General features: G+C 62.4%; 8 protein-coding genes. 5 read left to right on the forward strand and 3 right to left on the reverse strand.

The features are described 5' to 3' along the window. Window positions 1-25 precede the first annotated feature (25 nt). Window positions 26-1,702: a DNA repair protein RecN gene (gene recN, locus Q8X39_RS11970; protein WP_305749895.1), complete on the reverse strand. Its 1,677-nt coding sequence runs from the start codon at window positions 1,700-1,702 to the stop codon at window positions 26-28. A gap of 42 nt (window positions 1,703-1,744) precedes the next feature. Further along, window positions 1,745-2,647, reverse strand: coding sequence for an NAD kinase (locus Q8X39_RS11975; RefSeq protein ID WP_305749896.1), 903 nt, complete (start codon window positions 2,645-2,647; stop codon window positions 1,745-1,747). Between the two features lie 107 nt (window positions 2,648-2,754). Here Q8X39_RS11975 and hrcA point away from each other — a divergent pair, with 107 nt between their 5' ends. The 5 genes from hrcA (at window position 2,755) to Q8X39_RS12000 (ending at window position 7,492) form a co-directional block, all read left to right on the forward strand. Then, window positions 2,755-3,789, forward strand: coding sequence for a heat-inducible transcriptional repressor HrcA (hrcA, locus tag Q8X39_RS11980; RefSeq protein ID WP_305749897.1), 1,035 nt, complete (start codon window positions 2,755-2,757; stop codon window positions 3,787-3,789). Between the two features lie 636 nt (window positions 3,790-4,425). Beyond that, complete coding sequence (locus Q8X39_RS11985) at window positions 4,426-5,787, forward strand: tyrosine-type recombinase/integrase (protein ID WP_305749898.1); 1,362 nt, start codon at window positions 4,426-4,428, stop codon at window positions 5,785-5,787. Continuing rightward, complete coding sequence (locus Q8X39_RS11990; RefSeq protein ID WP_305749899.1) at window positions 5,780-6,541, forward strand: hypothetical protein; 762 nt, start codon at window positions 5,780-5,782, stop codon at window positions 6,539-6,541. Before Q8X39_RS11985 ends, Q8X39_RS11990 begins: the two co-directional genes overlap by 8 nt. A 110-nt stretch (window positions 6,542-6,651) precedes the next feature. Continuing rightward, the gene (locus Q8X39_RS11995; protein WP_305749900.1) at window positions 6,652-7,083 is read left to right on the forward strand and encodes a hypothetical protein; all 432 of its coding nucleotides are present in this window, start codon (window positions 6,652-6,654) and stop codon (window positions 7,081-7,083) included. 61 nt (window positions 7,084-7,144) lie between these two features. Then, on the forward strand, window positions 7,145-7,492 hold the full coding sequence (locus Q8X39_RS12000) for a hypothetical protein (protein ID WP_305749901.1): 348 nt from the start codon (window positions 7,145-7,147) through the stop codon (window positions 7,490-7,492). Here Q8X39_RS12000 and Q8X39_RS12005 read toward each other — a convergent pair. Then, window positions 7,489-7,661: tyrosine-type recombinase/integrase (locus tag Q8X39_RS12005; protein ID WP_305749920.1), on the reverse strand; the 173-nt coding region annotated here is incomplete at its 5' end. The genes Q8X39_RS12000 and Q8X39_RS12005 overlap by 4 nt on opposite strands.

Raw genomic sequence — 7,661 nt, forward strand, 5'->3', positions numbered from 1 at the left:
GACTGCGGACGGGTCGGGTTCGGTGTCAGGTCTTGCGGCCGGCGGCACTGAGCATTTCCTGCGCATGCGCCAGCCCCGCGCCGGACAGCTGCTGGCCGCCCAGCATGCGGGCGATCTCGGCCACGCGGGCCTCGCCGGCCACCGGGGCGATGCGGCTGAGCGTGCGGCCATCACGGGCCGCCTTGCTCACGACCAGGTGCTGTTGCGCGCAGGCCGCCACCTGGGCCAGGTGGGTGACGGCCAGCACCTGGCGCTGCGCGCCGAGCTGGCGCATCAGCCGGCCGACCGTCTCGGCCACCGCGCCGCCGACGCCCGAATCGATCTCGTCGAAGATCAGCGTGCCCACCGCCTCGCCCTGGTCCATGCGCAGCTGGCTGGTCGTCACCGCGATGGCCAGCGCGATGCGCGACAGCTCGCCGCCGGAGGCGACCTTGCCGAGCGGGCGCGGCGTGCTGCCGGCATGGCCGGCGACCCGGAACTCGGCCGCCTCCAGGCCATGCGCCTGGACCTCGGCCAGTGGCTCCAGCACGACCTCGAAGCGGCCGCCCGACATGCCCAGCGTCTGCATCGCGGCGCTCACCGCATCGGACAGCTTCGGCGCGGCCTGACGGCGCAGCGCGGTCACCGTGCGGGCCTCGGCCAGCACGCGCGCATGGCTGCGTGCGGCGGCCTGTTCCAGCGCCTCCAGGTCGGTCGCGGCGTCCAGCTGGCGCAGCTCGGCCTGCCAGCCGGCCAGCGTGGCGGCCAGTTCCTCGGGCGGGCGACGGTAGCGCCGCGCCAGGCCCATCCAGGCCGACATGCGGGCATCGACCTCGGCCAGCCGCTCCGGGTCCAGCTCGGTGCGGCGCAGCGCCGCGTTCAGGCTGTGGGCGGCGTCGGACAGCTGGTCGCGCACGCCGCGCAGGACCTCCAGCGCATTGCCCAGCGTCGCGTCGTAGCCGGCCACGCCGTCGATCGCGTCGATCGCCCGGTCGACCAGCGTGCCGGCGCTCTCGTCCGATTCGCTGCACAGCTGCAAGGCCAGCTGGGCCGCATCGAGGATGCCTTGCGCATGCGCCAGGCGCTGGTGTTCGCCGTTCAGATCGGGCCACTCGTCCTCGCCAGGCGCGAGCTTGGCCAGCTCGCCGATCTGCCAGGCCAGCCGCTCGCGCTCGCGCGCCAGCTCGTCGCCGCGGGCCCTGGCGGCATCCAGCAGGCCCTGCTGCGCACGCCATTCGGCCCAGGCCTTGCCGAGCGCGGCGGTGTCGGCGCCGGCATAGGCATCGAGCAGCGCCCGCACCGATGCCGGCCGCGTCAGGCTCTGCCAGGCGTGCTGGCCGTGGATGTCGACCAGCTGCTCGCCGAGTTCGCGCAGCTGCGTCAGCGTGGCCGGGCTGCCGTTGATCCAGGCGCGGCTCTTGCCCTGCGCATCGACCGTGCGGCGCAGCAGCAGCACGCTGTCGTCGGAGGCGAAGCCGGCCTCGTCGAGCCAGCCATGCAGCGCGGCGGGCACCGGCTCGAACTCGGCACCGATCTCGGTGCGGGCGGCGCCTTCGCGCACCACGCCGGCCTCGCCGCGCCCGCCCAGCGCGAGCTGCAGCGCGTCGATCAGGATGGACTTGCCCGCGCCGGTCTCGCCGGTCAGCACGCAGAAGCCGTTGCCGAAATCCACTTCGAGCGCGTCGACGATGACGAAGTCGCGCAGGGTCAGTCGCTTGAGCATGGGGTGTCGGTCGGAAAGGGATGGGCGGCGCGTCGGCCCGGATCAGGTCGACGCGCCGCCGTCGTGGCTGGCGGGCACGGCGCCCTCGTTCCAGTGCAGCTTGCGTCGCAGCGTCGCGTAGTAGTTCCAGCCGGGCGGATGCAGGAAGCGCACCCGGTGCGCCGAGCGCCGCACGGCGATGCGGTCGCCGTGCAGCAGGCTGGCGAGCGACTGCATGTCGAAGTTGGCGCTGGGTTCGCGGCCGGAGACGATGTCGATCGTCACCTCGCCACTGTCGGGCAGCACGATCGGCCGGTTCGACAGCATGTGCGAGGCGATCGGCACCAGCAGCCAGCCGGCCACGCCCGGGTGCAGGATCGGCCCGCCGGCCGACAGCGCGTAGGCGGTCGAGCCGGTCGGCGAGGCCAGGATCAGGCCGTCGGCGCGGAAGTTGGCGACGAACTGGCCGTCGACCGCCACGCGCAGCTCCAGCATCGCGGTGGCGCCGCTGCGCAGCACCACGTCGTTCATCGCGACCGCCTCGTAGATCGACTCGCCGCCGCGCAGCACGCGGCCCTGCAGCATCGCGCGGGACTCTTCCTCAAAGTCGCCCGACAGCACCGCGTTGATCGCGTGCCGCAGCTGCTGCACGGGCACATCGGTGATGAAGCCCAGCCGGCCCTGGTTGATGCCCACCATCGGCACGCCGTAGCGTGCCAGGTGCCGGGCGATGCCCAGCATCGTGCCGTCGCCGCCGACCACGATGGCCAGGTCGCAGCTGCGGCCCAGCTCGTCGGCCGACAGGGCCGGATAGCCGGCGATGCCGGTGGCCTGCGCGGTGGCCTGCTCGATCGACACCTCCAGCCCGCGACGGGTCAGGATGTGCGCGATCTCCTCGAGCATCGGGCCCATGCCATGCGATTGGTACTTGCCCACGAGCGCGGCATGACGGAAGCGGGAGGTCATCGGGAAATTACACCACAGGGCCCGTGACGGAATGCCCCATCGGCACCGGCCTCCTCCCTCTTGGCGAGGGGCAGCGGCACGGCCGGCGTGGCTCCTAAAATCGGTCCATGCTCGATGACCGCGCCAAGATGTTGCTGAAGACCCTGGTCGAGCGGTACATCGCCGACGGCCAGCCGGTGGGTTCCCGCACCCTGTCCAAGACTTCGGGGCTCGAACTCTCGCCGGCCACGATCCGCAACGTGATGTCCGACCTCGAGGAACTGGGCCTCATCGCCAGCCCGCACACCTCGGCGGGCCGGATCCCGACCGCCCGCGGCTACCGCATCTTCGTCGACACCATGCTGACCACCCGACGCGGTGCCGCTGCCGCGCCGATGCAGGGCGGCGTGATGCTCGACGAGCAGCTCCAGCCCGACCAGCCCAAGCGCGTCATCGCCCATGCGGCGCAGATGCTGTCCAACCTGAGCCAGTTCGTCGGCGTCGTCACCGCGCCGCGCAAGGCCAGCGTGTTCCGCCACATGGAGTTCCTGCGCCTGGGCGAGCGCCGCGTGCTGCTGATCCTCGTGTCGCCCGACGGCGACGTGCAGAACCGCGTGCTCTTCACTGCGCACGACTACACCCAGGGCCAGCTGGTGGAGGCGACCAACTACCTCAACGCCCACTTCGCCGGCCTGAGCATCGAGGCCGTGCGCGAGCGCCTCAAGGGCGAGGTCGACGCCCTGCGCGGCGAGATCGGCGTGCTGATGCAGGCGGCGGTCCAGGCCGGCAGCGACGCGGTCCACGAGGACGCCGACCAGGTCATCGTCTCGGGCGAGCGCAAGCTGCTGGACGTGCAGGACTTCGGCACCGACCTCGGCTCGATCCGCAAGATGTTCGACCTGTTCGAGCAGAAGACCCAGCTGCTGCGCCTGCTCGACGGCTCCAGCCGCGCCGAGGGCGTGAGCATCTACATCGGCGGCGAGAGCGGCGTCGTGCCGATCGAGGAACTCTCGATCGTCTCGGCCCCCTACGAGATCGACGGCCAGATCGTCGGCACCCTGGGCGTCATCGGCCCCACCCGCATGGCCTACGACCGCATGATCCAGATCGTCGACATCACCTCCCGCCTGGTCGGCAACGCGCTCAGCCAGAAGCAGCCTTGAGGCGAACCTACAATCCGCGCCGTTCCTTCCCGGGGGGCCGCTAGCTCATGTTGGTTAGAGCAGCAGACTCATAATCCGTTCGCCAAGAAAAGCGAGATCGAAAATCTTCAGCTAAATCAAAGGGTTAGCTGGATCTTTGGCCCGGAAAGTCGCTTGCACACCGCTTGCACACTTTTGCGGATGCGTGCTTCTATACCCGAGATGGGTTCAAGTGCAGCGTACGTTCCGTGCGTAGAATGTAAGGTTCGGGCCGTTAGCTCAGTTGGTTAGAGCAGAGGACTCATAGCGAAAGTTGTGCACCGGGAGGCGAAAGCGCCCGCGTGAATGGCGTCAAATTCGGTGAAAGCTAAGTGCGTCAATGCATAGGCCAACGCCGAGCCAAGCCCCGCTTGCGGGGAAGGTGTAGAGACTAGACGGCGCCCACCTAAAGGCTTAGCCCATGGTGAAGGCATAGTCCAGGGAGCGATGAAAGTCGCACAAACCGGAATCCTTTGGTCGTTGGTTCAAGCCCAACACGGCCTACCAAATCCCAGTTGACTCATTCGGGTCATGCCAAGAGAAGCACCTGCAACATGCGGGTGTTCCTTGGCTTTTTCTCGTTGCCCGGCCTAGGTGATCGAAGCTAAAGTCTTTGTCATGCCAAAGGCAATCGAAACAACGCATGTTTTGATGAGTAACGAACTCGTCTTGTATCGGCGTGCGCGCAGCACGATATGGCAGTGCCGGTTCAAAATCGACGGTACATGGCAGCGAGCAAGTACAAAGCAGCGTGATCTTGCAAAGGCAAAGAATGCAGCAAGGGATCTCTGGATAGCTGCTTCGGTTCGAAAGGCACAGAATCTGCCGGTGGTTACGCGAAAGTTTAGGCATGTCGCGCGACTCGCGAGCCAGCGAATGCGTGACGAACTTGCGGTGGGCCGTGGCAAGGTATCTTACTCGGGATACGAACGGGTAATTGAAGAATATTTGATCCCATTCTTTGGAAACTACAGCATTACGAGCATTGATTCGTCGGCGTTGACCTTGTTTGATGAATGGCGCACGAAGCGCATGGGGAAGGCGCCCATGCAGAGTACATTGATGACACATAACGCGGCTCTCAACCGCGTGTTCGACGAGGCTGTCGATCGTGGATTCATGACAAAAGCGAGTCGACCCGAGCTTGTAAATAAGGGAAAAGAGGGTGAGCGTCGACCGGCGTTTGAGGTAGAGGAGGCTCGCGCGCTCAGATCGAATTTCGATGCTTGGATTGAACGAGGACGTACGCCGGGCAGCAAAGAACAACGTGCACTGCTGCGTGACTATGTTGAGGTGTTGTTGGATACGGGTGCTAGGCCGGGCGATGAGTTGCTCAATTTAAAGTGGAGGCAGGTCCAGTTTGTGATGCGGCCGTCTATCACAAAGTCGAATGAGACAGATGAGGACGAGCAGCGCATAGAGCTTGCCGAGCTAAACCGCAGTTGCTTGATGACTGTTGACGGCAAAACTGGTATGCGAGAAATTGCGGGCATGAGAGAGACCGTGAAGGCGCTTGTCAGAGTCATCGATCGTAACTACGGTGTCAAAAACAAGATAACAGAACCCTTCAAGGGTATTGCGGTGCCGTCGAATGACGATTTCGTGTTCAGAACCAAAGACAAAGGAAAGCCAGCGAACTTCCAGAAGATGTTTGAGTCCTATCTGGAGGAGCATAACCTTCTGATTGATCCGGTTACTGGGCAAAAGCGAGTCTTCTACAGCCTGCGCCACACGTATGCGACGATGGCATTGACTCACGACGTCGTGCCGTTGGAAACGCTGCGTGTGCAGATGGGGACGAGTATTGCAATGATTGCCAAGCACTACAGCCACTTGAAAGTGAGAAATACCCTCGACCAGTTGCGTCGTGGTGAAACTCGGCGATTGCTTGAGTCAGGCGAGGCCATTGACGAGATGTACAAAGCTCGCGCCAAATCCGCAATCAAGAAGGCTAAGCCTGAGGTGGATGGCGATGACTGAAGAATGGGTTAGTCTTTGGCATCAATGTTTGGCTATGAACATGGATTACACGGGCTATTGCGATGCGCGAACTGCGGGCGACGCGTCGAAGTGCTCAGAATATGAATCCCGATTCGACAAGATTAAGGAGATATACGAAGACTTTGGTGAGTTGGCATTTTGGGACGAGTCGGGGATGGAAAGCGCCTATTGGCGTGAGTGGTTCGAACCACGAAGGCATTTGTTCTTGTCAGCGCCGCGTGTCGTAGCCGACCTTACAACCTATGTTGCGACGCCCGGGCATCTACTCATTGAGGTGCCGCTCCAAGCCGATGCCGGCACCATAAGCTCCGCGGTTGTGGGCTTGATTCGTCAGCAGTTTTCGACAGATTCGGTACAAGTCTCTGCAATAACAAAGTACAGACTCCGACAGGTGAATGGCAAGGTTGCACATGGCATGCAGCAAGTGCGGCAAGCATGTCGATCCGTTGTACGAAGCTACAGGTACAACTTTGAAACGTGGGAAGAGTGGCGGCATGTCGATGCAGTCGCGGCGTTCGTCAGGAACGAGATCGACAACATGGGTTGGTCACTCGATCCGAAAGCAAGGGACGAACTCAATCGGACGGGGTATCTTGACCCTCAACGTCTAGAGAGCTTCAAGACCATGTTGAACCGTTGTCGACGTGACTTCAGAGCGTTCGCGGCCAACACGATCCGCGGCAGCTTCCCTGATGCAAGGCCGTTCGACTCAGCCGTTCAAGACATCTTCTAGTTGGGAACAATCCTCGACATCTCTCTGTTCCATGACAGCACGGAGCACGCGACCTAACGTGCAGGAATCGACTTCAGTCAAGAAGGCGATTCACCTGAAAGGAACGAAGGATGTCAACTCCCAATCACAGCGGCACGCACGGTGCCGGTTACATGGCTCGTATTGCAAAGCTCGCTCCCGCAGCGAAGCCGGTCAAACAGCTTCAAGTCGTGCGTACGAAGCGCCACGACATTGACGATGCGCGCAATGCGGTGGCTGACAAGCTGCTAGCAAACCTTGCCTACTTGCGTGACCCCAAGAACGTCGAACGCCCTGATCTGGTCTTCAAGGAACAGGAACGGGGGATGTACAGCGTTGGAATCAAGTACGGAAATCGCTGGCTCAACGGCGTCTTCGACGGCAACACCTACCTGCGGGATGTCACTGCTGAAGTGCTGCCGGATGTGCTTCAAGACTTCGCTGCCGCTGCGCGCGCAGGAGAATTTGATCAGTTCATTGAGCCCATCATGAAGGCCAATATCGAAGCGAAGGCAAAGAACTAACGGTTCAAGTGCACGGCGTGTATTCGCGTGCCGTGCACCTTCTTCAATCTTGGAGTACATGATGAAACTCAAACTGCGCTACAAGACTAACCAGCCGCAGGTAGTGATGCGCGAGCGGGAAGTTGAATTGACCGTGGCCGAACTGCAAGCGATCTTGGATCAGATTGTGATCATTGACTTTGATCGTTCGGTCGTTGCTCAGGATGTGATGGAATACGTTGAGGGCAACGGTGAGTTTGCAGCCTACATCAAACTCGCTGGAAAGGACCACGAGATGAAGCAGCTTATCAATCGTATCTCATTCGAAGCTCACTATGGTTTCGACTTCGTACGCGAAGTGGATGAGTCGGTGATCGAAGAGGGCGACGAAGTGAATTTTCGTATGAGCTGCGCAAGCGTCGTCACTTAAGCCAACTCAGCTGCACGACGCAGCATGTTGTCGTTGACATCGATGTATCGCTGCGTAGTTTGAATGGATCGGTGACCGGCAAGCGCTGCGAGAACGCGGACTGACACGCCTTGCGCGGCCAAGTTCGTGATGAAAGTGCGACGGCCCGAGTGTGATGTGGCACCTTCGA

The organism is Leptothrix discophora (assembly GCF_030705305.1).
GTDB lineage: Bacteria > Pseudomonadota > Gammaproteobacteria > Burkholderiales > Burkholderiaceae_C > Sphaerotilus > Sphaerotilus discophorus.

Excerpts from the sequence above, each read along its gene's own strand:
- recN (WP_305749895.1), bottom strand. The coding sequence starts at position 1,702 with ATGCTCAAGCGACTGACCCTGCGCGACTTCGTCATCGTCGACGCGCTC.
- Q8X39_RS11975 (WP_305749896.1), bottom strand. The coding sequence starts at position 2,647 with ATGACCTCCCGCTTCCGTCATGCCGCGCTCGTGGGCAAGTACCAATCG.
- hrcA (WP_305749897.1), top strand. The coding sequence starts at position 2,755 with ATGCTCGATGACCGCGCCAAGATGTTGCTGAAGACCCTGGTCGAGCGG.
- Q8X39_RS11985 (WP_305749898.1), top strand. The coding sequence starts at position 4,426 with ATGCCAAAGGCAATCGAAACAACGCATGTTTTGATGAGTAACGAACTC.
- Q8X39_RS11990 (WP_305749899.1), top strand. The coding sequence starts at position 5,780 with ATGACTGAAGAATGGGTTAGTCTTTGGCATCAATGTTTGGCTATGAAC.
- Q8X39_RS11995 (WP_305749900.1), top strand. The coding sequence starts at position 6,652 with ATGTCAACTCCCAATCACAGCGGCACGCACGGTGCCGGTTACATGGCT.
- Q8X39_RS12000 (WP_305749901.1), top strand. The coding sequence starts at position 7,145 with ATGAAACTCAAACTGCGCTACAAGACTAACCAGCCGCAGGTAGTGATG.